The organism is Bordetella genomosp. 6 (genome assembly GCF_002119705.1).
Taxonomy (GTDB): domain Bacteria; phylum Pseudomonadota; class Gammaproteobacteria; order Burkholderiales; family Burkholderiaceae_B; genus Bordetella; species Bordetella bronchiseptica_F.
Genome location: NZ_CP021107.1, coordinates 3038318 through 3064067 on the forward strand (window position 1 = coordinate 3038318; position 25750 = coordinate 3064067).

Annotated in this window: 22 protein-coding genes; 12 read left to right on the forward strand and 10 right to left on the reverse strand. The window is 69.2% G+C overall.

The window, feature by feature from the left end:
• Window positions 1-3 precede the first annotated feature (3 nt).
• The 3 genes from pbpC to clpS all read right to left on the reverse strand — a co-directional run bounded on the left by pbpC (window position 4) and on the right by clpS (window position 7765).
• On the reverse strand, window positions 4-2172 hold the full coding sequence (pbpC, locus tag CAL11_RS14260; protein ID WP_015064081.1) for a penicillin-binding protein 1C: 2169 nt from the start codon (window positions 2170-2172) through the stop codon (window positions 4-6).
• The gene (locus tag CAL11_RS14265) at window positions 2169-7352 is read right to left on the reverse strand and encodes an alpha-2-macroglobulin family protein (protein WP_167382615.1); all 5184 of its coding nucleotides are present in this window, start codon (window positions 7350-7352) and stop codon (window positions 2169-2171) included. Before CAL11_RS14265 ends, pbpC begins: the two co-directional genes overlap by 4 nt.
• 98 nt (window positions 7353-7450) lie before the next feature.
• Complete coding sequence (clpS, locus tag CAL11_RS14270) at window positions 7451-7765, reverse strand: ATP-dependent Clp protease adapter ClpS (protein WP_015064083.1); 315 nt, start codon at window positions 7763-7765, stop codon at window positions 7451-7453.
• A 227-nt stretch (window positions 7766-7992) separates the two neighbouring features.
• Here clpS and CAL11_RS14275 point away from each other — a divergent pair, with 227 nt between their 5' ends.
• On the forward strand, window positions 7993-8238 hold the full coding sequence (locus tag CAL11_RS14275) for a cold-shock protein (RefSeq protein ID WP_003812875.1): 246 nt from the start codon (window positions 7993-7995) through the stop codon (window positions 8236-8238).
• A gap of 94 nt (window positions 8239-8332) precedes the next feature.
• On the forward strand, window positions 8333-8851 hold the full coding sequence (locus tag CAL11_RS14280; RefSeq protein WP_086093302.1) for a DUF192 domain-containing protein: 519 nt from the start codon (window positions 8333-8335) through the stop codon (window positions 8849-8851).
• 57 nt (window positions 8852-8908) lie between these two features.
• Here CAL11_RS14280 and pcaF read toward each other — a convergent pair whose 3' ends face one another.
• From pcaF to xseA, 4 genes are all read right to left on the reverse strand, one after another.
• Window positions 8909-10114 (reverse strand): 3-oxoadipyl-CoA thiolase, encoded by a 1206-nt coding sequence (pcaF, locus tag CAL11_RS14285; protein ID WP_015064085.1) that lies wholly within the window; start codon window positions 10112-10114, stop codon window positions 8909-8911.
• A 115-nt stretch (window positions 10115-10229) separates the two neighbouring features.
• The gene (locus tag CAL11_RS14290; protein WP_086093303.1) at window positions 10230-11627 is read right to left on the reverse strand and encodes a chloride channel protein; all 1398 of its coding nucleotides are present in this window, start codon (window positions 11625-11627) and stop codon (window positions 10230-10232) included.
• A gap of 116 nt (window positions 11628-11743) precedes the next feature.
• Complete coding sequence (gene sodB / locus CAL11_RS14295) at window positions 11744-12322, reverse strand: superoxide dismutase [Fe] (RefSeq protein WP_015064087.1); 579 nt, start codon at window positions 12320-12322, stop codon at window positions 11744-11746.
• 72 nt (window positions 12323-12394) lie between these two features.
• Window positions 12395-13786 carry an exodeoxyribonuclease VII large subunit gene (gene xseA / locus CAL11_RS14300; protein WP_086093304.1) on the reverse strand — a complete coding sequence of 464 codons (1392 nt, stop codon included), beginning with the start codon at window positions 13784-13786 and terminating at the stop codon, window positions 12395-12397.
• Between the two features lie 350 nt (window positions 13787-14136).
• Here xseA and CAL11_RS14305 point away from each other — a divergent pair, with 350 nt between their 5' ends.
• From CAL11_RS14305 to rpsT, 10 genes are all read left to right on the forward strand, one after another.
• The gene (locus tag CAL11_RS14305) at window positions 14137-14757 is read left to right on the forward strand and encodes a MotA/TolQ/ExbB proton channel family protein (RefSeq protein WP_086093305.1); all 621 of its coding nucleotides are present in this window, start codon (window positions 14137-14139) and stop codon (window positions 14755-14757) included.
• Window positions 14754-15167 carry an ExbD/TolR family protein gene (locus tag CAL11_RS14310; RefSeq protein WP_015064090.1) on the forward strand — a complete coding sequence of 138 codons (414 nt, stop codon included), beginning with the start codon at window positions 14754-14756 and terminating at the stop codon, window positions 15165-15167. Before CAL11_RS14305 ends, CAL11_RS14310 begins: the two co-directional genes overlap by 4 nt.
• Window positions 15164-16207: a tetraacyldisaccharide 4'-kinase gene (lpxK, locus tag CAL11_RS14315; protein WP_086093306.1), complete on the forward strand. Its 1044-nt coding sequence runs from the start codon at window positions 15164-15166 to the stop codon at window positions 16205-16207. Before CAL11_RS14310 ends, lpxK begins: the two co-directional genes overlap by 4 nt.
• Window positions 16208-16261: 54 nt before the next feature.
• Window positions 16262-16450, forward strand: a complete 189-nt coding sequence (locus CAL11_RS14320) for a Trm112 family protein (RefSeq protein ID WP_015064092.1) — start codon at window positions 16262-16264, stop codon at window positions 16448-16450.
• 9 nt (window positions 16451-16459) lie between these two features.
• A complete protein-coding gene (kdsB, locus tag CAL11_RS14325; RefSeq protein WP_033463615.1) occupies window positions 16460-17224 on the forward strand; it encodes a 3-deoxy-manno-octulosonate cytidylyltransferase in 765 nt (254 codons plus the stop codon).
• Between the two features lie 90 nt (window positions 17225-17314).
• On the forward strand, window positions 17315-17971 hold the full coding sequence (gene adk, locus CAL11_RS14330) for an adenylate kinase (RefSeq protein WP_015064094.1): 657 nt from the start codon (window positions 17315-17317) through the stop codon (window positions 17969-17971).
• Between the two features lie 91 nt (window positions 17972-18062).
• A complete protein-coding gene (locus CAL11_RS14335) occupies window positions 18063-18821 on the forward strand; it encodes a 3-hydroxyacyl-CoA dehydrogenase (protein WP_086093307.1) in 759 nt (252 codons plus the stop codon).
• A 24-nt stretch (window positions 18822-18845) separates the two neighbouring features.
• Window positions 18846-20438, forward strand: coding sequence for a murein biosynthesis integral membrane protein MurJ (gene murJ / locus CAL11_RS14340; RefSeq protein ID WP_015064095.1), 1593 nt, complete (start codon window positions 18846-18848; stop codon window positions 20436-20438).
• A 209-nt stretch (window positions 20439-20647) separates the two neighbouring features.
• The gene (locus CAL11_RS14345) at window positions 20648-21652 is read left to right on the forward strand and encodes a FecR domain-containing protein (protein WP_033463612.1); all 1005 of its coding nucleotides are present in this window, start codon (window positions 20648-20650) and stop codon (window positions 21650-21652) included.
• A 98-nt stretch (window positions 21653-21750) separates the two neighbouring features.
• Window positions 21751-22014 (forward strand): 30S ribosomal protein S20, encoded by a 264-nt coding sequence (rpsT, locus tag CAL11_RS14350; RefSeq protein WP_003812908.1) that lies wholly within the window; start codon window positions 21751-21753, stop codon window positions 22012-22014.
• Window positions 22015-22119: 105 nt separating this feature from the next.
• On the opposite strand, the gene garL is transcribed toward rpsT, so the two are convergent.
• From garL to araD, 3 genes are read right to left on the reverse strand one after another with little or no spacing between them, the layout of a single operon-like run.
• A complete protein-coding gene (garL, locus tag CAL11_RS14355; RefSeq protein WP_086093308.1) occupies window positions 22120-22896 on the reverse strand; it encodes a 2-dehydro-3-deoxyglucarate aldolase in 777 nt (258 codons plus the stop codon).
• Between the two features lie 50 nt (window positions 22897-22946).
• On the reverse strand, window positions 22947-23936 hold the full coding sequence (locus CAL11_RS14360; protein ID WP_086093309.1) for a tripartite tricarboxylate transporter substrate binding protein: 990 nt from the start codon (window positions 23934-23936) through the stop codon (window positions 22947-22949).
• A 47-nt stretch (window positions 23937-23983) separates the two neighbouring features.
• Window positions 23984-25729: an L-arabinonate dehydratase gene (araD, locus tag CAL11_RS14365; protein WP_015064099.1), complete on the reverse strand. Its 1746-nt coding sequence runs from the start codon at window positions 25727-25729 to the stop codon at window positions 23984-23986.
• Window positions 25730-25750 lie beyond the last annotated feature (21 nt).

Consider the following 25750-nt stretch of genomic DNA (forward strand, 5'->3'; position numbering starts at 1 on the left):
CGATCATGGCGTAACGCCAGAGATTTCAAATACCAGGCCAGCATACCTGCCCTGGCCGTCCATCACTGTCAACGCGTACCGCCCATTGCGCGACAACGTCAGTGTCTGCGCCTGTCCAGCAGCGCCACTACGGTACACCTTACCGTCCAGCATCCACCATACCTCACCACTGGCGCCCTGCGCGCCGACTTCCAGCGTGACCGCGCGCCTGCCGGGCACCGGACGCAGAATGCTGCCATCGGCCACGCCCTCGATGCGCAAAGGCCCTGTCGCCGTATCGGCATAGCCGACGAACGACGGCGGTACCGTGTCGTCCAGCGCCCAGGCCACGCGGCGTTCCGGGCAGATGCCCGCCGGCGCGCTGCCCAGCCGCCAGCCCAGCGGCCAGCACGTCACCACGGCCTGCACCTGCGGCGGACGGGTCCGCGGCGCGGGCGCGCCCGCCGGCAACGCGGCCACGATGTCCCGCAGCAGCGGCGCGGCCACGTTGGCCCCGAAAAACCCCGGGTTGGGCGTGCCGTCAGGCCGGCCCACCCACGCGCCGATGGTATAGCGGTCGGTCACGCCCACCGCCCAGGCATCGCGAAAGCCGAAACTGGTTCCGGTTTTCCAGGCCAGTTGCCGGCCGGCGGCGCCGCCCTGAAACAGGGGACGATCCGGATGGCCGCCCGATTCGAGGATATCGCGCACGATCCAGGCCGCCCCGGGGCTCATCAGGCGGGCCTCGATGCGCGGCTGGCTGGCGCGCAACCGGGGCCGGCCCGACAGGCCGCCGCGAGCCAACGCGCGGTAGGCGCCGACCAGTTCTTCCAATGTGGTGCCGCCTCCGCCCAAAATCAAGCTGAGGTTCGGCGCCGCGCCGGCCGGCATGCGCAAATGCACGCCCCCCGCCAGCATAACCGATGCGAATCTGGCCGGGCCGACCCGGTCCAGCAGGTCCACCGCCGGCACGTTCAGCGACCGCTGCAGCGCCTGGGCCACGCTGACGGGCCCGGCGAACGCCGCCTGGAAATTGCCCGGCGCGTAGCCGCCGAACGACAGCGGCGCGTCCAGCAGCAGGCTTTCCGAATGGATCAGCCCCTCGTCCAGCGCCAGCGCATACAGGAACGGCTTGAGCGTCGAGCCCGGCGAGCGCACGCCGCGCACCATGTCCACGTGCGCGTAGCGGCTGTCGTCGGCGAAATCCGCGGAGCCGGCGTATGCCTTGACCTCCAGGCTGTCGTTGTCCATGACCAGCACGGCCATGGACACTTTGGGCGGCAAGGCGTCGACGCGGTCCAGCAGCATGGCTTCCACGGTGGACTGGATATCGGGATCCAGGGTGGATCGGACCACGCCGGCGGCCGGCCCCGCTTCGCCCAGCAGCCGCTGGGCGGCCAGCGGCGCCAGCCAGCGCGCGCGCAACGGCGGGGCGACCACATTCTCGATGCGGGCGTCGGCCACCAGCGCCGCGTCCCACACGCCGCGCTGCGCCATGCGCTGCAACACCTTGTCCCGGGCCAGTTGCGCGGCCTGCGGATGGCGATCGGGGCGCAAGCGCGACGGCGCCTGCGGCAAGGCGGTCAGCAGCGCCGCCTCGGCATGGCTCAGGTCGGCGGCCGACTTGCCCAGCCACATGCGCGCGCCCATCTCCACGCCCTCGACGATGCCCCCCATCGGCGCGTGGCTGAGATACAGCGCCAGGATTTCGTCCTTGCTGTAGTGCATTTCCAGCTGGATGGCGCGCCAGGCCTGGCGCAACTTGGCGGACAGCGTCTTGGACGGCTGGCCGGCCAGCTCCGGATCGAGCAGGCGCGCCACCTGCATGGTCAGCGTCGAGCCGCCGGACACGATGCGGCCGTGCGCGGCCCACTGCCAGCCCGCCCGCGCCATGGCGAAGGGATTGACGCCCGGATGCCAATAGAACCAGCGGTCTTCGTATGTGAGCAGGGTCTGGAGGTAATGCGGCGATACCTGGCCAGGGCCGACCGGGTAGCGCCAGACGCCGTCGCGGCTGGGATAGGTGCGCAGCGGCGTGCCGTCGGCCGCCACGACGACCTGGGCGCCGTCGGAGCCGAAGCGCGGCAGGGGAAACAGGCGGTCCAGCGCCAGCAACGCCATGACGACGCCGCCGGCCAGCACCGCCGCGGCCAGCGCCGGCCGGCGCCAGCCGGCCAGGCGCCGCAAGCTCATGGACGACGCGGCGCGCGGTCGCGGATCTCGATGCTGCTCCATGATTCGCCCACTGCGCGCAATTCAGGCCTGTACATGTCCTCGGCCTCGGTCGCGGGCACGCTGTAGCGCCCCGGCGTCACCACGCGCGCCAGGTAGTAGATATCGACCGTGCCGCGGCCCAGCGTCGTCGCCGCGACGTAGCGGTCGTCGCGGAATTCGCGGTGCTTGATGTTGGGATCGGCCATGGATTCGGCCACGCGGCGTCCGCCGATCGTCCATTCCTGCATGTCCGGACTTTGCGACAGGTTCAGGTTCTCGATCTCGAAGCCGGCCGGAACGCGGTCCACCACCAGGGCGTCCGGGATCAGCCGGTTGGACTCGGCCTGCACCCACACCACCAGCATGTCGCCGGTCTGCAAGGCGCCGCCGTTCCAGGCGGTGCCATCCGGACGGTACCAGACGCGCTTGAGGCGGATCACGTCGGCGCGCGGCGCCGGGGACGCCACGGTGGTGCCCTGGATATCGAACTCGACGAACATCGACTGGCCGCCGGTATTGCGCAATTGCAGGCCGGCCAGGTCGCCCGCGCCCAGCGCGAAGGTGTGGTCATCGCGCCCCTGCAGCGTCCTGAGCTCGCCCGTGCCGATCTGCAGCGCAGCCTGCCAGGGCGTGCGGCCCTCGGCGCCGGTGGCGCCGGCCGCCAGCAGCAAGGCCATCTGCTCCTGGGTGGACAGATACGAGCGTCCTCCCAGGTGCGCGCCCAGCTGGTCGAGCAGCGTCTCGGTACGGTCGTGCATGAGCCCGTACTGGTTGACCAGGGCATACGACAGCGCGTAGTCGCGCACGGGGCTGCCGTAGTCGCCCAGCCATTCGTTCAGGTAGCTCGAACCGGCGGCGCGGCGATTGATGCCGTACGAGCGCGTCATCGCCTCCTCCAGCGCCGTCTTCATGCGCCCTTCGTCGCCCATCAGCTTGAAGGCGGCGGCCAGCTGCATCAGCGGCAGGGGCGAGCGCGCGCGCTGCTGATAGTTGTCGTAGAGCTGGCGCACGGTCGACAGCGGCGCCTTGCCGTCGCGCGCCAGCACCAGCGCCGCGGCGGCCAGGCCGGCGAAGCGGCGATGGTCCTCTCTCAGGATCGTGGCGTCGTTCTCGTCGAAGCGGCCGCTCGCCAGGTTGCGGCGCAGGTTGGGCGACCAGGTGCCGAAACCGCCCGACGCCTGCTGCAGCTGCTCGAGCAGCCACTGGCGCGGCCGTTCGAGCAGGGCCGGAGCGAGATTGAACTCATGGTCGCGCACGTCCTGCATGAAGCCGACGGTGTAAGCCGTCAGCCATACGTCGCGCGAGCTGCTGTCGCCCCACAGCGAATACGAGCCGTTGGCCGCCCGCATGCCGGCCAGGCGCCCCAGGGCCGACGCGACGCGCTGCTCGCGCTCGGCGCGCGCGTAGGCCTTCAGGCCGAACCGCTCGGCCGCCGCCTCGTCGATCAGCACCCATGGCATCGCCGCGCTGATGGTCTGCTCGGTGCAGCCGTAGGGATAGGTCAGCAGGCCGTCGACCAGACGGTTTACGTTGATCGGCGGACGGTTCGACAGCGTCATGCTGACCGATACCGAGTCCGGGAAATAGGCCGACGTCCAATCGCCCGGCGCCGGCAGCGTCTCGCCCGGATTCAGCCGGACGCGGCGCACGCGGCGGTCCGGCGCATGGGCGGGCTGCACCTGCAGCACCGACTCGCGCACGATGCGCACCGGTTCGGCGGCGCCTTCGCCGTCGAGCGACAGGCGCATCAGGCCCAGGCCGTACGAACCCGTCGTCGTGGCCACGAAACGCAGGGTGCTGCGCTGCTTGTCCTTGAGCGTGAGGGTGCGCGTGCCGTCGGCGATGGCCAGCGGATCCAGGGCCTGCAGGCGCACCGTGATCTTCTGGGTGGCGCCGCTGAGGTTGGTGACATCCAGCGCAATGGCCGCCTGGTCGCCCGGCGTGATGAAGCGCGGCGTGTTCAATTCGGCCACGATGGGCGCTGCCACCACCATCTCCGCGTCGGCGCTGCCGAACTGGTCGGCGGTGAAGGCCACCGCCATCAGGCGCAGCGTGCCGTTGAAATCCGGCAAATCGAGCGCGATGTCGGCCTCGCCCTTGTCGTTGAGCTTCACCGGGCCGGAGAACAGGTCGACCAGCTTGACCTTCTTGGGCAGGCTGCGGCTGTCGCCGCGCATGGCCGCGTCGCCGCCCCATTTGAGGCGTCCCTGCGTGCCATCCATCTTCTCGATCAGCTTGCCGTACATGTCCAGCAGTTCCGGCGCGTAGCGATGCTTGCCGAAGAAGAAATCGAGCGGGTCGGGCGTGGCGTACTGGTTGATGTTCAGAATGCCCACGTCGACCGCCGACAAGGTCACCGTCGCTGCCTTGCCCGCCGCGCCCTCGACCTTCACGCGCACGGTGGCGCGCGTCTCGGGACGGGTCTTGGCCGGCGCCGACAGCGACACCTGCAAGCGGCGCTCGTCGCTGGCGACCGGCAGGAACGCCAGGCCCAGCGCGCGCGCCGGCGTCACCCGGTCGCCCTGGCTGCCGGGGCGGAACACGGTGGCCGAGACATACAGGTCGTGGCGCTTCCACGCCTTGTCGACGGGAATCTCGACCTGCGTGCCCGAGGCCTTGACCGGCACCCACTTGGACCACAGCATGCGGTCGCCCTCGACCGTGACCAGCGCCTGGCCGTCGTGCGGCGGCGTGATGGTCATGGCAACCGTGTCGCCCGGACGCGCCGGCACGCCTTCCAGCTTGAGCTGCACCCGGTCGGGCCGGTTGCCCACGGCATCGGCGTCCTGCGCATTCCAGCCGGCATAGAACCGGTACCGCAAGGTTTCGCCGGTCTGCGGGTCGGCGATCTCCAGGCGATAGCGCCCCCAGCCCACGTTGAGGGTCAGCGGCGTGCGCTCGCCCACGTCGACGACGCGCGAATCGGTCAGCTCCTCGTTCTCGGTGTAGCCGCTGTGCCAGCCGCGCTGGTCGTCGAAGCGCCAGTAATACTGGCGCTGCTCGTGGTACAGGCGCACCTGCGCCTGCTGGACGGGCACCACCTTGCCGCTGGCGTCCACCCGGGTGATTTCGAACGCCGCCGGCGCGCCTTCGCGCGCCACGTCGCGGTCGAACAGCGGGCGCACCGCGATCAACTGCGCCGCGGGCCACACGGTGCGCTCCAGCGAACGCACCACCGGCCGGCCGCCCGACTCCAGCAGGCTGGCCGATACGCGCACGCTCATCGGCGAATGCGTGCCGTCGGCGTGCGGGTCGATCTCCAGCTGTCCGGCGCCGGTATCGTCCAGCTCGCTTTCGGGCAGCTCCTCGTAGTGGCGGCGCATATCGTCGGCCACGTCGCCGAAGATGAAGCCCGGCCACTGCTGCGGCAGCGCGTAGCGGTCGCGCTTGACCTGGAAGCTGGCCAGCAGGCGGTTGCCCGCGGCCGGCGCGCCGTACAGATAGTCGCCCTGCACGTCCACGCGCCACGGCTGGCCCGGCTGCAGCACGGCTTGCGCCGAGTCCAGCTGCAACTTCATGCGTTCGGGCAGGAACTCCTCGACCTGGAACTTCCAGGCGGCATCCGGCAGCCGCGCGGCCGGGTCGATGCGCAACTCCAGCATCCACGCGCCGGTCTGGGCATCGACCGGCAGCTCTATGGCCTGCTCGATGTAGCCGGGCTGGTCCTTGGCCGGATGCCACAGCGCCGTGCGCACCACGCGGCCATCGGGACGCTTGAGCGTGGCCGACACGGGCGCGGCGGCCAGCGGGCGGCCGTCGGGGTCGCGCGGCAGCACCGACACATGGAAGGTTTCACCCGGCCGGTACAGATTGCGGCCGGCATAGACAAAGAGGTTGTTGCTGCGCCCCGGATGGCCGCCCACGTCGAATTCGGACAGGTCCAGCGCGGGCTCGCCCAGCGCCAATACCGTCATTTCCTTGCCGCGCGAAGCGCGCAGCACCTTCGCCTTGGCGAAGTCGCCGTCGATGCGCACATGGCCCTGGGCATCCGAACTGGCCTTGGCCAGCACCTTGCCGGCGCCGTCGAGGACCTCGACCAGCGCGCCCGGGATGGCCACGCCGTCCTTCAGCGATACGGTATAGGCCTCGATACGCTCGGCGTAGCGGCGGGTGTGCAGGCCGATATCGCTGACGTAGAAATAGGTGACCTGGTATTCATAGCGGAACCGGCCCGGCTGGCTCATGACCGCGACATAAATGCCCGGCTCCTGCAGTTCCTTGACGCCTTCGATCGGCAGGAAGGTCACATGGCGGCGGTTGGGTTTGTCGTCGGTCAGGAAACGTCCCTGGTAGACGCTGGTGGTCAGGTTGTGCAGGCGGTCCAGGTCCCAGTTGCTGACCGATCCCTTCAGGCTGCGATTGTCGGCGTAGCGCCAATCGTCGGCGTCGTCGCGGTCGTCCGCGCCGGCGTCGTTGCCGATGCCCAGCACCGAGCCGAAGAACTCGGGTACGCGGTCGGGCTCGACCCGCAGGAACTGCACATCGACCTCGGCCATATTGACCGTGGCCACCGGCAGGCCGCCATTCTGGCCGGCCGGCAGCACGACGCCGCGGCTGGCGAAATAGAACGACGGCGGCATGGCCTGGGTATTGACGACGCAGTGCCCGACGGCGCCCAGGGTGCTCTTGCCGTCGCCGGCCGGCACATCGCCCTGCCATTGCACGGCATAGGCGCGCTGCGGCTGCACATACGGGAAGTACACGACGCGGGGATTGTCGCCAACCACCCAGGCGCCGTCGACCTGCTTGCCCTTTGCGCCCGCCGCGCCGGCCTGGGCCGGCGCCGGCCGTTCAATCTCGGCGCTCTCGTCATCGGACTGCTTCAGCGGGCCGGTGTCGACCACCTTGATCAGGCGCGACAGGTCGGCCCTGCGATCGACCGGCTGGGTAAAAGTCAGCGCCAGCGACAGGGTGTCGTTGTACTGGCGCGGCTGGCAGTTCAGCGCGGCAAAGGGGTCGGCGCTGCCGACCACCGCCTGGCCCGTGGCCGGTTGCGCGGACTGCGGCGCGGGCTGCGCCGTCTGCCCCGCCGCCGGCGCCGTAGCGGCGGCAGGCGTGGCGGCGGGTTGCCCGCCCCCCTTGCCCATCCACCAGCCTATCCCCACGGCCGCCGCCACGACGACCGCCCCGCCCAGGGCCAGCCAGGCCCCTTTCTTCATTCCGCTCACAGACCACCCCTACTTTTTATTGAGGCCGATTTCTTATTGCGCCCGCGTAACGCCGGGCAGGACGACGCGACGACCGCGCCCGATGCGGATCAGGTTGGTTCCATAATGCACTGCAGCGGGTGCTGGCGCGCGCGCGCATACTGCGAAACCTGCGCGATGCGCGTGGCGGCCAGGTCGCGTGGATATACACCACAGACGCCGCGGCCTTCGTGGTGCACCTGCAGCATGATGCGCGTGGCGTCTTCGTTATTCTTGCCGAAGAATTTCTGCAGCACCTTGACCACGAATTCCATGGGCGTGTAATCGTCGTTGAGCAGCACGACCTGGTACATCGGCGGCGGCGCCGTGCGCGCCGGCTGCTTCTCGACGACCACGTCGTGCTGCGTATCCAAGGTAGAACTCATAGGGCGGCTATTCTATTTAAACGTACTGAAAGCAATGTGTTACTTACGTAGATTTACAACTAGAAATGCGTAGTTTCCATACTTGACGTCCGAAAGAAAACCAGCGCATTATCCACGCATTCGGAGGGCTCTCGGCTGTTACGAGCCCTATCCGGACACCCGGGAGGGGTAAAAAGCAGACGCTGCCGCACCCTTCTGACAACATACGATTCAATGAGGCAGTCCGCATGTCTGATACGACCGCAACCGCTGTCCAAGGGGACAATCCTAAAGCCACGGGTACCGTTAAATGGTTCAACGATGCGAAGGGGTTCGGCTTCATCACGCCCGATGACGGCGGTGAAGATCTGTTCGCGCATTTCTCGTCCATCCAGATGAACGGTTTCAAAACCCTAAAAGAAGGCCAGAAGGTCTCGTTCGAGATCATTCAGGGTCCCAAGGGCAAACAGGCACTCAATATTACGTCTGCCTGAGCACCATTGCTTACCGCGTCGCCACCGCGCCGACACCATTTGGCGCCGGGCGTCGTTATCATTTGAGGCGGGGCTGAATGCCCCGCCTTTTATTTTGCATTGTCCGCCAACTCAAGCCCCCATGTCGATTGCCGCCGTCCTGCCCGTCCTGCGCCGTATTGCCCGCGGCCGCTTCTGCGCCGCCCTGCTGGCGCTCTCCGTCCTGTCCTTCGGCGCCGCGGCGCAGCACAACAGCAGCGGCAAGCCGCAGCCCCGGCTGCCCACCACGCCGCTGTCGGCCGGCATACATATCATTCACGCGGAGGTGGCGGACAACGACGACACCCGCCGCCAGGGCCTGATGTTCCGTACCGAACTGCCCGGCAACGACGGCATGCTGTTCGTCTTCGAGGCCCCGGACCAGCAGTGCTTCTGGATGCGCAACACCCTGCTGCCGCTGTCGATCGCCTTCATCGCCGACGACGGCACCATCGTCAACATCGAAGACATGGCGCCGCGCACCGACGATACGCATTGCTCGCGCAAATCGGTGCGTTATGCGCTGGAAATGGCCCAGGGCTGGTTCGCGCGGCACGGCATCAAGGCCGGCGCCCGGATCAACGGCCTGCCCTGAACGCGGCGCCGGAATGCAAAAAGGAGCCTTTCGGCTCCTTTTTGCCATGCGCGAGGCTCAGACGCGCTCGATGATCAGCGCGATGCCCTGCCCCACGCCGATGCACATCGTGCACAGCGCATAGCGGCCGCCGCCGCGTTGCAGCTGGTTGATGGCGGTCGTGACCAGGCGCGCGCCGGAGGCGCCCAGCGGATGGCCCAGCGCGATGGCGCCGCCGTTGATGTTGACCCGGGCGTCGTCATCGGCGATGCCGAGGTCGCGCATCACGGCCAGGCCCTGCGCCGCGAAGGCTTCGTTCAGCTCGATGACGTCCATCTGGGCCAGCGACAGGCCGGTCTGCGCCAGCACCTTGCGCGTGGCGGGCGCCGGGCCCATGCCCATGATGCGCGGCGCAACGCCGGCCGTGGCCATGCCGACCACGCGGGCGCGCGGCGTCAGCCCGTGGCTGGCGGCCGCCTTCTCGTCGGCCAGCAGCAGCGCGGCCGCACCATCGTTGACGCCCGAGGCGTTGCCGGCGGTCACCGAACCGCCCTCGCGCACCACGCCCTTGAGCCTGGCCAGCGCTTCCAGGCTGGTGTCGCGCGGATGCTCGTCCTTGGACACCACCACGGGGTCGCCCTTTTTCTGGGCGATGGACACCGGCGTGATCTCGGCGTCGAAAAAGCCCGATTGCTGCGCGCGCAGCGCCTTCTGCTGGCTGGCCAGCGCGAACTTGTCCTGGTCGGCGCGGCTGATCTTGAAATCATCGGCCACGTTCTCGGCCGTCTCCGGCATGGAGTCCACGCCGTACTGGGCCTTCATCAGTTTGTTGACGAAGCGCCAGCCGATCGTGGTGTCGTAGATGGCGGCATTGCGCGAGAAGGCGCTGTCGGCCTTGCCCATCACGAACGGGGCGCGGCTCATGCTCTCCACCCCGCCCGCCAGCATCAGGCTGGCCTGGCCGGCGGCAATCGCGCGCGCGGCCGAACCGACGGCATCCAGGCCCGAACCGCACAGGCGGTTGATGGTCGCGCCCGGCACTTCGATCGGCAGTCCGGCCAGCAAGGCCGCCATGCGCGCGACGTTGCGGTTGTCCTCGCCCGCCTGGTTGGCGCAGCCGTACAGCACGTCGTCCAGCTCTTCCCAACGCACGCCGGGGTTGCGCGCCATCAGGGCCTTGATCGGCACGGCGGCCAGGTCGTCGGCCCGCACGGCGGACAGCGCGCCGCCGTAGCGGCCGAAGGGGGTGCGAATCGCATCACAGATAAAGGCTTGCACAGTCATGGGAAGCTCGAAAGGGTGAAGGAAACTGCGGATCGGCTGATGTTACCGCAGTGCGTCATAAGCAAGCCGCGTCCCGGCGCAGATGTCCAACAGACGGACGCCAGGCGCGGCCCGTCTACTCCGTGGACGTCTTGCGTCCCGCCTCCACCACGGCCGTGCGGCGGAACCGTCCAGCCGCCAGGTGATAGAACGGCCGCGGGCAGAACTGGCGCGACACGACCGAGGCGCCCAGCGCGCCGACCAGCAGCCAGAACAGCATGGGCTGGCTGCCCGTCATCTCCATGACGACCACGCTGGCCGTCAACGGAGCCTGGGTCGCGGCGGCCAGGAACGCCGCCATCGAAACCAGCACCAGCACGCGCGTATCCACGCCCGCGCCGGCCCAATGGCTGATCTGCTCGCCGATGCCGGCGCCGGTGGTCAGCGCCGGCGTGAAGATGCCGCCTGGAATGCCGGCCCAGTACGAGGCCACGGTGGCGGCCAGCTTGGCCAGCCCGAAGCCCTCCGGCGCGCCGTCGTGGCCGGACAGCAGGGCCGCCGCCTGGCCGTAGCCGGTGCCGTAGACCGCGCCGCCGGTCAGCAGGCCCAGGCAGGCCAGCGCCAGCCCCAGCGCGAACGCCGTCGCCACCGGGTGGCGACGCACGCGTTCGCGCCAGCGTTGCGGCGCCACGCCTGCCGCGCCCTTGCCCAGCAGCCGGGCGAACACGCCGCCCAGGATGCCGTTGACCACGCTGCACACCAGCGTCCACCACAGCATGTCGTGCGCCAGCGCCTGGCCCGCGAACGTGCCGAGATACGGGTTGTTGCCGGCGATTGCCACCACCAGGAAACCGGCGGCCAGCACGCCGATCAGCACCAAGCGCTGCCAGCGCAGCACCGTGCCGCGGCCCAGCTCCTCGATGGCGAAGATCACGCCGGCCAGCGGCGCATTGAAGGCCGCCGCCAGCCCGCCGGCCGCGCCCGCGGCGATCAGTTCCTGGCTGTGAAAGCCGCGCAGCGGCACGCCGAGACGGCGCCAGAGCTGGCCCCACGCCAGCATCAGCGCGGCGCCCACCTGAACCGAGGGGCCCTCGCGGCCGACCGATGCGCCGGCCAGCATGGCCAGGAAGGTAAGCGGGATCTTCCACAGGGACTGGACCAGCGAGACCAGCCGCTGCTGCGCCCCGCCGGGCGGCAAGGACAGGCCGGCGATCACCTGCGGAATGCCGCTGCCCGATGCATAGGGCGCCAGGCGCAGCGTCAGCCAGCACAGGACGGCCAGCGCGCACGGCGTCACGATCAGGGCCAGCCAGCCGTGGGCGGCGGTCCATTGCTGGTTCCAGCGCAGCGCCAGGTCGGCCAGTTGCGTAAAGCCCAGCGACACCAGCGCAACCAGCGCCGCGCCGCCCAGCAGCAGGGACATGCTCAGCGTACGGTGCGATACCCGCCGCATCTGGCGCAGCTTGCGGCGCGCCAGCCGGCGCAAATGAACGAGATAGCGGTGCGGACGAACGGCCGGTTCCGGATTCGGCATGGGCGCGCAGGGCAAGGAGGAGAAAACGCAGAGGGTACCTTACCATCGCCCGCGCGGCGTGGCTGCAAAGCAAACGGCCCGGCAAGGCCGGGCCGTCTTGATCGCAAGTACAGCGATTAGGCGAAATTCTTCGCGGCGAATTCCCAGTTCACCAACGCCCAGAAGTTTTCCAGGTACTTGGGACGGGCATTGCGGTAATCGATGTAGTACGCGTGCTCCCAAACGTCACAGGTCAGCAGCGCCTTGTCGGCGGTCGTCAGCGGCGTGGCGGCGTTGCTGGTGTTGACGATGTCCAGCGAACCGTCCGCCTTCTTGACCAGCCAGGTCCAGCCCGAGCCGAAGTTGCCGGCGGCCGACTTGTTGAAGGCTTCCTTGAAGGCGTCCACGCTGCCCCACTTGGCCTTGATGGCATCGGCCAGCGCGCCGGTGGGCTCGCCGCCGCCGTTGGGCGACAGGCTGTTCCAGTAGAACGTGTGGTTCCAGACCTGGGCGGCATTGTTGAACACGCCACCCGAGGACTTCTTGACGATCTCTTCCAGCGACAGGTTCTCGAACTCCGTGCCGGGGATCAGGTTGTTCAGGTTGGTGACGTACGTCTGGTGGTGCTTGCCGTAGTGAAACTCGAGCGTTTCCTTGGAAATGCGCGGAGCCAGCGCATCCAGAGCGTAAGGCAGGGGGGGAAGAGTGTGTGCCATGAGTCGATTCCTTCTTTGTTGAATGCACGATCAAGCCATCCCATTGTATCGGCTCTTGTGCGGGCTATCGTCTTAACCCCGTCGCGACGCAGGGTTACCGTCGGTGCCATCCGGTGTCCCGATGTCCGTGACCTGGGCGCCTATCCGGCCGCGCGCCACGGCAATGTCGATCCGGTCGCGCGCGGCCAGGCGCGCGGCGTCGGTGACGATGGCCCCCGTGGCGTCGCGCACGATGGCATAGCCGCGCGCCAGCGTATGCTGCGGATCGAGCGCGCGCAGTTGCGCGGCCAGCGTGTCCAGGCGGGCCTGGCGCGCCGCCGCCAGGCCCGCCTGCGCGCGCCCCAGTTGCGCCAGCAGCGCCGCGCTGCGTTCGGCCGCGCGCCCGGTATCGGGCCGCCGGTGCGCCAGCCGCTGGGCCAGCATGTCCAGCCGCGCCACCCTGCGCCCCTGCGGCCCGCGCCATGCGGAGGCCAGGCGATGGCGCAGCGTGTTCAGGCGCTCCTGCTGGTGCGCCAGGCGCTGCGCTGGCGAAGTCAGCATGGCGGCGGCCCGGTCCAGGCGCTGGGCGGCCTGGTCGAGCCGGCGCTGCTGGGCCCGCGCCAGCCGCTCGGCGGTCTGGCGCAGCGCGGCCAGCAGGTCCCCGCGCGGCACGCAGGCCAGTTCGGCGGCGGCCGTCGGCGTGGGCGCGCGCAGATCGGCCACGAAGTCGACGATGGTGAAGTCGGTCTCGTGCCCCACCCCGCTGATCACCGGGATGTCGCTGGCGGCCACCTGGCGCGCCAGCGCCTCATCGTTGAAGCTCCACAAATCCTCGATGCTGCCGCCGCCACGCACCAGCAGCAGCGTGTCGACCTCGGCGCGCTGGTTGGCCTGCGCGACGCGCGCCGCCAGCCGGGCGGCCGCGTCGGCGCCCTGCACCGGCGCCGGGTAAATGACCACGGGCACCTGCGGCGCGCGGCGCGCCAGCGCCGACAGCACGTCGCGCAAGGCGGCCGCGTGCAGCGAGGTCACCACCCCGATGGCGCGCGGCAGCCGCGCCGGCTGGCGCTTGCGCTGCGGATCGAACAGTCCTTCGTCCTGCAGTTGCGCCTTCAGGCGCAGGAAAGCCTCGTACAGATTGCCCACGCCGGCGCGGCGCATGCCGTCGGCCTGCAACTGGTAGTCGCCGCGGGGTTCGTACAGGGACACGCGCGCGCGCACCTCGACCTGGTCGCCCGGGCGCGGCACGAACCCCACCTGGGCCGCGCGACTGCGGAACATGACGGTGCGCACGGCGGCGCGGCTGTCCTTGAGCGTGAAATACCAGTGGCCCGAGGCTGCCTGGGTGAAATTGGAAATCTCGCCGCGCACCCACAGCGACGGGATGCTGCGCTCCAGCAATTGGCCCACAGCCTGGTTCAACTGGGCAACTGTCAGGATATCCCGCGCGAATACGTCGTTTGTGACCGACAATCCAATTGTCATAAGGGTTTCCGAGCCGATATATGTCCACAGGCCTTATGCGGCGGGCCCGAATCATAACCGAACCGCCGTGCCTGCCCCCGGCTGCCCGCAACGCCAGCAAATTCCGTGCAAGTCATTGTTTTTTAACTGAAAACCGTGTCGTTCATGCTGCATACATTGCGAGCAGCCTAGCGCAAACGCAATGCGGGACTGCGTTCGAGGCAAGTTTTGCACAGAATTATCCACAATTTCTGTGGATAGTTTTGCCGCCCGGGCGGCCTTGCCACCGCCCCCTTGTGGCCGTTACAGTGCGGCCTTGCACCGCCGCCGCGCGATCGCCGGCGGCCGGCCCCCGCCCTGGAGTCTCCGTTTTGCTCAACCTGCTACGCGAAGCCGGCTGGCCGATCTGGCCCCTGCTCGCCACTTCCATTCTTGGCCTGGCCCTGATCGTCGAGCGCCTGCTGGCGCTGCGCCGCAGCCGGATCCTGCCGCGCGGGCTGAACGAACAGGTCCTGGAGATGCTGCGCAACCAGCAGGACACCCCCGAAGCCCTGGTCCGGCTGGAGCGCAACTCGCCGCTGGGCCGGGTGCTGGCCGAAGTGCTGCGCCAGCGCCACCTGCCGCGCGAAGAACTGCGCACCGCCGTGGAGGATGCCGGCCGCGGCGTGGCCTATGAGCTGGGCCGCTACGTTTCGGCCATCGGCACCATTGCCGTGGTGGCGCCGCTGATGGGGCTGTTCGGCACCGTGGTCGGCATGATCGAGATTTTCGGCTCGTACGCGCCGGGCGCCAGCGACCCCGCGCAACTGGCGCGCGGCATCTCGATCGCCCTGTACAACACCGGCTTCGGCATCCTGATCGCCATTCCCGCCATGATCGTGCACCGCTACCTGCGCGCGCGCATCGACGGTTACCTGCACGCCATGGAACAGTCGGCCGGCCGGCTGGCCCGCTACGTGGCGCCGGCCCGCTCGCGCGAGGCGCGGCCATGAACTTCCGCGGTGGCCGCGCCAGCCAGGATGAGCTCGAGATCAACCTGATCCCCCTCATCGACGTCCTGCTGGTGATCCTGATCTTCCTGGCCGCCACCACGTCGTTCGCGCGCTTCACGCAGCTGAAGGTCGTGCTGCCGGAGGCCGCCGCCGAACAGGAAGCCCCGCCAGCGCTGGAAATCGCCATCAGCCAGGACGGCCACTACGCCCTGAACGGCAACCTGCTCGACGCCGCCAACCCCACCGATATCGCCCATGCGCTGAGCCTGGCCGCCGCCGGCAAGGCCGACCCGATCGTGGTCATCAACGCCGATGCCCAGGCCACGCACCAGGCGGTGGTCAATGTCATGGAAGCGGCCCGGCTGGCCGGCATCGGCCGGGTCAACTTCGCCGCCCAGACCGCCCGGTGAACGCGCCGCGCTGCCTGCGCCGCCTGCTCGAGCGCCAATGGCGCGACGGCGGCTGGCTGTCCACCCTGCTGCGGCCGCTGGCCGCGCTGACCGGCCTGGTCGTGGCCCGCAAGCGCAACGCCTACCTGAGCGGCGCGCGCGCCGCATGGCGCGCGCCCGTGCCGGTAGTGGTGGTCGGCAACATCTATGTGGGCGGCACGGGCAAGACCCCGGTGGTGATCGAAGTGGTCCGGCAGCTGCGGGCGCGCGGCTGGACGCCGGGCGTGGTCAGCCGCGGCTACGGCGTGGACGTGGGCGCCGCGCCGCGCGTGGGCCAGGGGCAACTCGCGGCCGCCGACTACGGCGACGAACCCGCCTTGATCGCCCGCGCCACCGGAGCCGCGATCGCCGTGCATCCGCACCGCCCCCAGGCCGTACAGGCGCTGCTGCGGGCGCACCCCGGCGTCGACGTCGTGGTCAGCGACGACGGCCTGCAGCACCTGGCCCTGGCGCGCGACGTGGAAATCGTGGTGCAGGACGAGCGCGGCGTGGGCAATGGACGCCTGTTGCCGGCCGGCCCGCTGCGCGAGCCGGCGCAGCGGCTGGCCGACGTCGATGCCGTCGTCACCAATGCGGGCCGCCCGCGCGCCGCGGCGGCGCCGGCGGCCGGAAAGCCGCGCCAGCTGGCCATGTGGCTGGAGCCCACCCATGCGCAGCGTGTCACCGACGGCGCCACGCGGACGCTGGCCGACCTGGCGGCCGTGCCGGCGGCGCGCCTGGCCGCCGCGGCTGGCATCGGCAACCCGGCGCGCTTTTTCCAGACGCTCGAGCAGGCCGGCCTCCACCCCGCGCACACGCTGGCGCTGCCCGACCACTACGCCTACGCGCAGTCGCCCTTTGCCGCGCTGGATGCCGATTGCATCCTGGTCACCGCCAAGGACGCGATCAAATGCGCCGCGCTGGACGACCCGCGCCTGTGGGCGGTGCAGGTCGGCACCCGCCTGTCCGACCCGGATTTCGGCGACTGGCTGTCGGCCACCCTGCGCGCCCGCCAGCCCTGAGACCGCGACGCCGGCGCGCCCCGCGCGGCCGGCGTTCTGCTTTAGAATCGCGGCATGGAATCCCGTTTGCTCGACATCCTCGTCTGCCCGGTGTGCAAGGGCCGCCTCGAATTTCAGCGCACGCAGGCCGAACTGGTCTGCAACGCCGACCGCCTCGCCTTTCCGGTGCGCGACGGCGTGCCCATCATGCTGGAGGCCGAGGCGCGTTCGCTCGACGCCGAGGCGCCCGCCCAACCCTCCTGAGTCCGGCCAGTGAGTTTCACCGTCCTGATCCCGGCGCGCCTGGCGTCCACCCGCCTGCCCGACAAGCCGCTGGCCGACATCGCCGGCAAGCCCATGGTGGTGCGCGTGGCCGAACGCGCCGCGCTGTCGGGCGCCGAGCGCGTCATGATCGCCACCGACGATGCGCGCGTGCAGCACGCGGCCGCCGGGCACGGCCATGCCGCCATCCTGACCCGCCCCGACCACCCCACCGGCACCGACCGCCTGTCCGAGGCCGTCGACGCGCTGGGTCTGCCCGATGACGCGATTGTCGTCAACGTACAGGGCGACGAGCCGCTGATCGAGCCGGCGCTGATCGACGCGGTCGCCGCCCAGCTGGTGGCCGCCCCGCACGCCGATATCGCCACCTGTGCCTGCCCGCTGGCCGACGCCGAGGCGCTGTTCAACCCCAACGTGGTCAAAGTGGTGTGCGCGGCCGACCGGCGCGCCCTGTACTTCTCGCGCGCTCCCATCCCCTGGGCGCGCGACGCCCTGGCCGGCGGCGCGCGAGTCCTTGCGCCCGGCCTGCCCGCCTGGCATCACATCGGCATCTATGCCTATCGCGTCGCCTTCCTGCGCCGCTTCCCGGCCCTGGCCCAGGGACAGCTGGAACGCTACGAATCGCTGGAACAGCTGCGCGCGATGGAGCACGGCCACGTCATCGTGGTGCACCATACCGACAGCGCGCCCGCCGCCGGCGTGGACACGCCGGCCGACCTGGAGCGTGCCCGGGCCGCGTACGCGCATCGGTTATAAGGGTTATTTCCCATGGCGCGGCCCCACATCCGGTGCTGCATTGCGGCATAATCGCCCCGATCACAAAAAACAAACCCATCAGGAGCCCCCATGCGTCTCATTCTGCTCGGACCGCCCGGAGCCGGCAAAGGCACCCAAGCCGCCTTTCTCACCCAACACTACGGCATCCCGCAGATATCCACCGGTGACATGCTGCGCGCCGCCGTCAAGGCCGGCACGCCGCTGGGCCTGGAAGCCAAGAAGGTCATGGACGCGGGCGGCCTGGTCTCGGACGACCTCATCATCGGCCTGGTGCGCGACCGCCTGACCCAGCCCGATTGCGCCAACGGCTACCTGTTCGACGGTTTCCCGCGCACCATCCCGCAGGCCGACGCGCTCAAGAGCGCCGGCATCGCGCTGGATTACGTGGTCGAGATCGAAGTGCCGGAAAGCGACATCATCGAACGCATGAGCGGGCGCCGCGTGCACCCGGCCAGCGGCCGCACCTACCACGTCCGCTTCAATCCGCCCAAGGCCGAAGGCGTGGACGATGTCACGGGCGAACCGCTGGTGCAGCGCGACGACGACCGCGAGGAAACCGTGCGCCATCGCCTCGGCGTCTACCAGAGCCAGACGCGCCCGCTGGTCGACTACTACTCGTCCTGGGCCCAGTCCGATGCCGCCGCGGCCCCGAAGTACCGCAAGATCTCCGGCGTGGGCTCGGTCGACGAAATCAAGAACCGCCTGTCCCAGGCTCTGCAGAGCTAAACCGCGCCGCGAGGCCGCCGCGCCGCCCTCGCAGGGGCGCGCGGCCGCGCGCGCCCTGCCCGCCTTCATTGCTAGCCAAGTAGGATCTGACATGGAAATCGCGAACAAGGTATTCATCGTTACCGGCGGCGCATCCGGCCTGGGCGCCGGCACCGTGCGCATGCTGGTGGCCAACGGCGCCAAGGTCGTCATCGCCGACGTGCAGGATGAGCCCGGCCAGGCGCTGGCCAAGGAGCTGAACCAGCGTTACGTGCATTGCGACGTGACGCAGGAGGCCGATGGCAAGCAGGCGGTGGCCGCCGCGGTCGAACTGGGGCCCCTGTTCGGCCTGGTCAACTGCGCCGGCGTCGCGCCGGCCGCCAAGATCGTCGGCAAGAATGGCGCCCACCCGCTGGACCTGTTCCAGAAAGTGGTCTCCATCAACCTGATCGGCAGCTTCAACATGATGCGCCTGGCCGCCGAGGCCATGAGCGCCAACACGCCCGAGTCCACCGGCGAGCGCGGCGTGCTGATCAACACCGCCTCGGTCGCGGCCTTCGACGGCCAGATCGGGCAGGCAGCCTACGCGGCCTCCAAGGCTGGCGTGGCCGGCATGACGCTGCCGATCGCGCGCGACCTGTCCAGGACCGGGATCCGCTGCATGACCATCGCCCCGGGCATCTTCGGCACGCCCATGATCTTCGGCATGCCGCAGGAAGTCCAGGACTCGCTGGCCGCCAGCATCCCCTTCCCCGCGCGCCTGGGCCGCCCGGAAGACTACGCCAAGCTGGTGCACAGCATCATCACCAACGATATGCTCAACGGCGAAACGATCCGCCTCGACGGCGCGATCCGGATGCCGCCCAAGTAAGCCCTCCCCCGACGTGCCGGCCCGATGCCGGCACGTTGCTTTGGTACCCTGGTTTTTATGGCATTGCTACGCTCGGCGGCCACCGTCAGCAGTTTCACCCTGCTGTCGCGCATCACCGGACTGGTGCGCGACATCCTGGTGGCGCGCGCGTTCGGCGCGGGCCCCCTGACCGACGCGTTCTGGGTCGCGTTCCGGATTCCCAACCTGCTGCGCCGCCTGTTTGCCGAAGGCGCGTTCGCCCAGGCCTTCGTGCCCATCCTGGGCGCCGCCCGCACCGAACGCAGCGACGCGGAGGTACGCACGCTGCTCGACCGGGTGGCCGTGCTGCTGACCGCTGCGCTGATGCTGGTCACCCTGGCCGGCGTCGTGGCGGCGCCCTGGGTGGTGACCGCCATGGCCAGCGGGCTGCGCGGCGCCGAACGCGGCGCCGAGTTCGGCGCCGCCGTATGGATGACGCGGGTGATGTTCCCGTACATCCTGTGCATGTCCCTCATCGCCTTCGCGTCCGGCGTGCTCAACACGTGGCGCCGCTTCGCCGTGCCGGCGTTCACCCCGGTTCTGCTCAACCTTGCCATGATCGCAGCCTGCCTGTGGCTGGCGCCGCGCATGGAAGTGCCCATCTACGCCCTGGCCCTGGGCGTGATGGCCGGCGGCGTGGCGCAGCTGGCCGTCCAATGGCTGGCGCTGGCCCGCCTGGGCCTGACGCCGCGCTGGTCGCTCGATTTGCGGCAGGCCTGGCGCGACCCGACGGTGCAGCGGATCCTGAAACAGATGGCGCCCGCCACGCTGGGCGTATCGGTGGCGCAGATTTCGCTGCTGATCAACACCAATATCGCCACCTGGCTGCAACCGGGCAGCGTGACCTGGCTGTCTTTCGCCGACCGCCTGATGGAGTTTCCCACCGCCCTGCTGGGCGTGGCGCTGGGAACGGTGCTGCTGCCCAGCCTGTCGGCGGCGCACGCCCGCGCCGACCAGGACGGCTACAGCGGCCTGCTGGACTGGGGGCTGCGCCTGGTACTGATGCTGGGCCTGCCGGCCGCGCTGGGCCTGGCGCTGCTGTCGGACGGGCTGGTGGCGACCCTGTTCCACTACGGCGCGTTCCAGGCGCAGGACGTGCAGCAGACGCGGCTGGCCGTCATCGCCTATTCGGCCGGCCTGATCGGCCTGCTGGCGATCAAGATCCTGGCGCCCGGCTTCTACGCCAAGCAGGACATCCGCACGCCGGTCAGGATCGCCATCATGGTGCTGGTGCTGACCCAGCTGCTCAACGCCATCCTGGTGCCATGGCTGGCGCACGCCGGACTGGCGCTGGCCATCGGCCTGGGCGCCTGCATCAACGCCCTCGCGCTGCTGACCGGGCTGCGCCGGCGCGGCGTCTACCGGCCCGGCGCCGGCTGGGGGCGTTTCATGCTGCGGCTGGTCCCGGCGCTGGCGGCCCTGGCGGCCGTCCTGCTGGCCGCCGACCGCCATATCGACTGGATCGCGCTGCAGCCGTGGCCGGGGCTGCGCGCCCTGTGGCTGGGCGGCGTGCTGCTGGCCTGCATGCTGGCCTATTTCGGGCTGCTGCTGGCCGCCGGCATACGTCCACGCGATTTCACCCGCCGCGGCGTCCGTTGACGCAGGTAACATTTCCATTGATACACACGGTGAAATAGTGAAAATCACAACAAAGACCGGCCTTTACGGCCGGTCTTTGCATTTATTGGATCGACATTTGTAACCATATAAGGTAAATTTTCGTAAAAAAGCATACTGTTTAATCTGGCATTGATACTGTCCAACTTGCCATTGCCGGACGAGCCGTAAGGCTCAATGCGGATCGAACCTTGAATACTGCCGCCAATACGCCGCCGCTTTCAGACCAGGTCGTCGACTGGTTGCTGCTGCTGCGCTCGGGCCAGGCCACGCGTACCGACTACGCCCGGTTCCTGGCGTGGCGCAACGCCAACCCGATGAACGAGAACGCCTGGCAGCAACTCACGGGCACCCTGGCCGGCGCCAACACCGGCCGGCTGGGCGACGCCTATCCGACCGGCTACGACGCGGCCAATCCGCCCCCGCCCGCCGAGCAGCCCGACGCCGCGCTGGCCATGCCGGCGCGGCGCCACTTCCTCGGCAGCGTCGGCGCCCTCGCGCTGGGCGGCGCCGGCCTGGCCGCCGCGGCCTACGTCGGCAACAGTTTCTACCCGCTCGATGCACTGGCCGCCGACGCGGCCACCAACACCGGCGAGCGGCGCCGCTACATGCTGTCGGACGGCAGTGAACTGCTGCTGGACGCCCGCAGCCGCGTCAACCTGGAATTCACGGCCACCTACCGGCGCCTGCATCTGCTCGAAGGCGCCGTCTCGGTCACGGTGCGCGCCGATCCATACCGCCCCTTCTCGGTCCAGACCGCCGAAGGCGTGGTGCGCTCGCTGGGCACCCGCTACATGGTGCGGCAGCAGGCCCGCCGCACCCTGGTGGTCGTGCACGAGAACGACGTCGAGATCGAGACCGTGGCCAACGCGCGCGGCATCGTGCGCGCCGGCACCGGCGCCCGCTTCGACGCCACGCGCGTGGACACGCCGCGCGCCGGGCTGACGGCCCACGCGGCCTGGGAAAACGGCTGGATCGAGGCGCACGGCCGCCCGCTGGCCGATGTCGTGGCGGCGATGCGCCCCTACCGGCGCGGCACGTTGCGGGTCAGCATGGCCGCGGGCGGCCTGCCGGTCTCGGGGACCTTCCCTCTGGACGACAGCGATGCTACCCTTGTGGCCTTGCAAGCCAGCGTGCCCATTCGGGTCACCCGCCTGACGCCCTGGTTCGTGTCGATCGGCGTCGCAACCGCCTGAAACCCTGCCCGCCGCCCTTTTTATTGGCGCGGGGCTTGCAATCCCCGTCGGACTTGATACAATGTCTGACTTTGCCGAATTCATACTAGCTAAGCAACATGGCCAATACCGCCCAAGCCCGCAAGCGCGCTCGCCAATCGGTCCAGCGCAACAAGCACAACTCCAGCCTGCGCTCGATGCTGCGCACCGCCATCAAGCGCGTTCGCCAATCCATCGCCACTGGCGATAAGGCTGCTGCTGGCGAAACGCTGCGTAAAGCCACGAGCGTGATTGACAGCGTGGCTGACAAGAACATCATCCACAAGAACAAGGCCGCTCGCCACAAGAGCCGCCTGGCCGCCGCCGTCAAGGCGCTGGCCTGAAGCCAGTACTGCCCTACGGGGCAGCGAATACGGCAAGCAGAAAGGATGCCCGCGGGCATCCTTTTTGTTTTGGCGCGGCGGGCGGGACATGGCCGCCGCCGCGACTCAGGCGGGAAATGCCGCGCGCAGGGCGAACGTGGCCTGCTTGAAGACGCCCAGGTCCGACCCGACCGCCACGAAGTGCGCCCCCATGTCCAGGTAGCGCCTCGCATCGGCCTGCACGGGCGCGAGTATGCCTACCGCCTTGCCCTGCGCGGCCACCCTGCCATGCAGGTGCCGGATGGCTTCCTGCACCTGCGGATGTCCGGGGTTGCCCAGGTGGCCCAGGGCGGCGGCCAGATCGGAAGGCCCGATGAAGACGCCGTCGACCCCGTCGACCGCGGCGATCTCGTCGACCGCCTCGACGCCCGGACGGCTTTCGATCTGCACCAGTACGCAAATATTGTCGTTGATGGTCCGCATGTAGTCGGCCACCGTGCCGTAGCGGTTGCTGCGCTGCGCCACTGACACGCCGCGCATGCCCTGCGGCGGATAGCGTGTGGCCGCCACCGCCCGGCGCGCGTCGTCGGCCGATTCGATGAACGGGATCAGCAGGTTGTAGAAACCGATATCGAGCATGCGCTTGATCTCGACCGGATCGTTCCAGGACGGCCGCCCCACGGCGGCGCTGGCGCTGCCCTGCAGCGCCTGCAACTGCTGCAGCAGCAGCGGCACGTCATTGGGCGAGTGCTCGGCATCGAGCAGCAGCCAATCGAAATCGGCCATGCCGGCCACTTCGGCGGTGATGTGGCTGGCCAGGCTCAGCCAAAAGCCGATCAGTTGCTCGCGCGCCAGGATGCGCTGGCGGAACCGGTTGGGCAGCGGAGAATCCATCGTCGTCATTCCCAGAGGTGGATGAAGGCCGGCGCGGGGCGCCGGCCGCGGTTGCCGGATCAGTCCATGCGGGCGCCGGAGGCCTTGGCCGCCTTGCCCCATTTGTCGATTTCGGCGGCGACGAAGGCGTCGAACGCCTTGGGGTCATTGCCCACGACCACGAACCCCACCGCCTGCAGCTTGTCGCGCAGTTGCGGCGCGGCCAGCGCGCGCACGGTGGCCTGGCTCAGCCGCTCGATGACCGGGGCGGGCGTGCCGGCGGGGGCCGACAGGCCGAACCACGATTCGGCGGCAAAGCCCGGATAGCCCGACTCGGCGATGGTGGGCGTATCCGGGTAGGCCGGGTTGCGCTTGACGCTGGCCACCGCCAGCGCCCGCACCTTGCCCCCTTGCACCTGCGGCAGCAGGTTGTCCTGGTTCAGGAACAGCACCGACACGCGCCCGCCTATCGTATCGGTGATGGCCGCCGCCCCGCCCTTGTAGGGAACGTGCACCAGGTCGATGCCCGCGGCCTGCTTGAGCATCTCCATCGCCAGGTGCCCCGACGAACCATTGCCAGAACTCGCATGCGTGTACTTGCCCGGGTTTTCCTTGGCCAGCTTGATGAAGTCGGCGAAGCTGCGCGCCGGGAAATCGGGATTGGCGACCAGCACGTTGGGACCGGTGGCCAACAGCGATATATGGGCGAAATCGCTGTTGCGGTACGGCATGCTCTGGTAGAGCGCGTAATTGATGGCGTTCGAGCCCACGCCCGACAGCAGCAGCGTATAGCCGTCCGGCGCGGCCTTGGCCACCATGTCCGAGCCGATATTGCCGTTGGCGCCGCCCTTGTTCTCGACGATGACGGACTGGCCCAGGTCCTTGGCCAGTTCGGCCGCCAGCAGGCGTCCCACCGAGTCCGTGCTGCCGCCTGGCGGAAACGGCACGACCAGATGCACGGGCCGCGAGGGCCAATCCGCCTGCGCGTGGGCCGCGCCGGCCAACAACAGCACCGCCAGGGCCGCGGTCCAGCGCCGCGCTCCCGCCAACCTGAAGCCGATCTTCGTCATGCCTGTCTCCTTTGTCGTCGTGGTCGGGCCGCGCCCGCGCGCGCCCCTCAGTGGATCTCCGGCTCTCCTTCGGCGGCCTGCTGCGGCCGCGTCTGCAGGAAATCGAAATCGCAGCCGCTGTCGGCCTGCCCGATGTGCTTGAGGTACAGCACGCCAAAGCCCCGCTCGAACTTGGGCGGCGGCGCCTGCCAGGCCGCCTTGCGCGCGGCCATTTCTTCGTCGGAAATCAGCACGTCGATGCGCCGCCCGGGCACATCCAGCGCGATCCGGTCGCCGCTGCGCACCAGCGCCAGCGGCCCGCCGACGTAGGCCTCCGGCGCCACGTGCAGCACGCAGGCGCCATAGCTGGTGCCGCTCATGCGGGCATCCGAGATGCGCACCATGTCGCGCACGCCCTGCTTGAGCAGTTTCTGCGGAATGGGCAGCTGGCCCCACTCCGGCATGCCGGGCGCGCCCTGCGGGCCGGCGTTCTGCAGCACGATGACGCAGTCGGCGTCGATGTCCAGGTCGGGCGCGTCGATGCGCTCGGCCATGTCGTTGTAATCCTTGAACACCACCGCGCGGCCGGTGTGGCGCTGCAGGCGCGCCTCCATGGCCGCCGGCTTGATGACCGCGCCATCGGGCGCCAGGTTGCCGCGCAACACGGCCAGGCCGTCGCGTTCGATCAGCGCGCGCTCGCGCGAGCGGATCACGTCCTCGTTGAACACGCGCGCGCCGGCGATGTTCTCGCCCAGCGTGCGGCCATCCACGGTCATCTGGCGGGTGTCGAGCAGGTCGCCCAATTGCACCAGCAATGCGCGCAGGCCGCCGGCGTAGTAGAAATCCTCCATCAGGTATTGGCCGGCCGGACGCAGGTTGGCCAGCACCGGCGTGCTGCGCGCCAGATGATCGAAGCGCTCCAGGTCCAGCCCGAAGCCGGCGCGGCGCGCCAGCGCGATCAGGTGCACGACCGCATTGGTCGAGCCCGACAGGGCCAGCACGGTGCGCACGGCGTTATCGAACGACGCCGCCGTCAGGATGTCGGCGGGCTTCAGGTCCTCCCACACCATCTCGACGATGCGCTTGCCCGACAGGCTGGCCATCTGCGCATGGCGGGAGTCGGGCGCCGGGATCGACGAATAGCCCGACAGGCACAGGCCCAGCGCCTCGACCGCGGCCGTCATGGTGGAGGCCGTGCCCATGGTCATGCAGTGCCCGGGCGAGCGCGCGATGCCGTCTTCCACGCCCTGCCAGTCCTCTTCGGTAATGTTGCCGGCGCGCAGCTCGGCCCAGTATTTCCAGGTATCCGAGCCCGAACCCAGGGTATTGCCGTTCCAGTTGCCGCGCAGCATGGGCCCGGCCGGCACGAACACGGTCGGCAGGCCCATCGACACCGCCCCCATCAGCAGCGCCGGCGTCGTCTTGTCGCACCCGCCCATCAGGACGCAGCCATCGGCCGGATACGAGCGCAGCAGCTCTTCGGTCTCCATCGCCAGCAGGTTGCGGTACAGCATGGTAGTGGGCTTCTGGAACGGCTCGGACAGGCTCATGGCCGGCATTTCCACCGGAAAGCCGCCAGCCTGCCAGATGCCGCGCTTGACCTCTTCGACGCGCTGCTTGAAATGGCTGTGACAGGGATTGATGTCGCTCCAGGTGTTGATGATGGCGATCACCGGCTTGCCCGCGTAGTCGGATCGGTGATAGCCCATTTGCGCGGTGCGCGAGCGGTGCCCGAAGGCACGCAGGTCTTTGACCCCGTACCAGCGGTGGCTGCGCAGGTCTTCGGGGCGTTTGCGTTTGGGAGCCTGGCTCATGATGTCTCGTCTTCCTCGGGG

Excerpts from the sequence above, each read along its gene's own strand:
- pbpC (WP_015064081.1), bottom strand. The coding sequence starts at position 2,172 with ATGAGCTTGCGGCGCCTGGCCGGCTGGCGCCGGCCGGCGCTGGCCGCG.
- CAL11_RS14265 (WP_167382615.1), bottom strand. The coding sequence starts at position 7,352 with ATGAAGAAAGGGGCCTGGCTGGCCCTGGGCGGGGCGGTCGTCGTGGCG.
- clpS (WP_015064083.1), bottom strand. The coding sequence starts at position 7,765 with ATGAGTTCTACCTTGGATACGCAGCACGACGTGGTCGTCGAGAAGCAG.
- CAL11_RS14275 (WP_003812875.1), top strand. The coding sequence starts at position 7,993 with ATGTCTGATACGACCGCAACCGCTGTCCAAGGGGACAATCCTAAAGCC.
- pcaF (WP_015064085.1), bottom strand. The coding sequence starts at position 10,114 with ATGACTGTGCAAGCCTTTATCTGTGATGCGATTCGCACCCCCTTCGGC.
- CAL11_RS14290 (WP_086093303.1), bottom strand. The coding sequence starts at position 11,627 with ATGCCGAATCCGGAACCGGCCGTTCGTCCGCACCGCTATCTCGTTCAT.
- sodB (WP_015064087.1), bottom strand. The coding sequence starts at position 12,322 with ATGGCACACACTCTTCCCCCCCTGCCTTACGCTCTGGATGCGCTGGCT.
- xseA (WP_086093304.1), bottom strand. The coding sequence starts at position 13,786 with ATGACAATTGGATTGTCGGTCACAAACGACGTATTCGCGCGGGATATC.
- CAL11_RS14310 (WP_015064090.1), top strand. The coding sequence starts at position 14,754 with ATGAACTTCCGCGGTGGCCGCGCCAGCCAGGATGAGCTCGAGATCAAC.
- CAL11_RS14320 (WP_015064092.1), top strand. The coding sequence starts at position 16,262 with ATGGAATCCCGTTTGCTCGACATCCTCGTCTGCCCGGTGTGCAAGGGC.
- adk (WP_015064094.1), top strand. The coding sequence starts at position 17,315 with ATGCGTCTCATTCTGCTCGGACCGCCCGGAGCCGGCAAAGGCACCCAA.
- CAL11_RS14335 (WP_086093307.1), top strand. The coding sequence starts at position 18,063 with ATGGAAATCGCGAACAAGGTATTCATCGTTACCGGCGGCGCATCCGGC.
- murJ (WP_015064095.1), top strand. The coding sequence starts at position 18,846 with ATGCCGGCACGTTGCTTTGGTACCCTGGTTTTTATGGCATTGCTACGC.
- rpsT (WP_003812908.1), top strand. The coding sequence starts at position 21,751 with ATGGCCAATACCGCCCAAGCCCGCAAGCGCGCTCGCCAATCGGTCCAG.
- garL (WP_086093308.1), bottom strand. The coding sequence starts at position 22,896 with ATGACGACGATGGATTCTCCGCTGCCCAACCGGTTCCGCCAGCGCATC.
- CAL11_RS14360 (WP_086093309.1), bottom strand. The coding sequence starts at position 23,936 with ATGACGAAGATCGGCTTCAGGTTGGCGGGAGCGCGGCGCTGGACCGCG.
- araD (WP_015064099.1), bottom strand. The coding sequence starts at position 25,729 with ATGAGCCAGGCTCCCAAACGCAAACGCCCCGAAGACCTGCGCAGCCAC.